Source organism: Streptomyces sp. NTD91 (assembly GCF_059510455.1).
In genome coordinates this window covers 1-249 of sequence record NZ_JCAJZW010000203.1, presented here as the reverse complement: position 1 = coordinate 249, position 249 = coordinate 1, and the positions used below count along the sequence as shown (strand labels likewise).

The 249-nt window shown below is 73.5% G+C and carries 1 protein-coding gene; it reads right to left on the bottom strand.

What is annotated here, in order from left to right; all coding sequences use genetic code 11:
* On the bottom strand, positions 1-239 hold a 239-nt coding region (locus tag AC5WRT_RS39235; protein WP_496098989.1), incomplete at its 3' end, for an acyltransferase domain-containing protein.
* Between the last annotated feature and the right edge of the window lie 10 nt (positions 240-249).

Sequence of the window (249 nt, the reverse complement as noted above, 5' to 3'; positions counted from 1 at the left end):
TCGGCGACGGCCCGGAACTCGGCGAGCATCGGCTCCATCAGCGGCGAGTGGAACGCGTGACCGACGCGCAGCGCCGTCACCCTACGGCCCTGCGCCCGCAAGTGCGCCGCGACCCCCTCCACCGCGTCGGCCTCTCCCGAAACCACCACCGCCTGGGGGCCGTTGACCGCGGCCAGACCCACGCGCACATCGTCGACGAACGGCCGAACCTCGTCCTCCGACGCCTGCAACGCCACCATCGCCCCACCG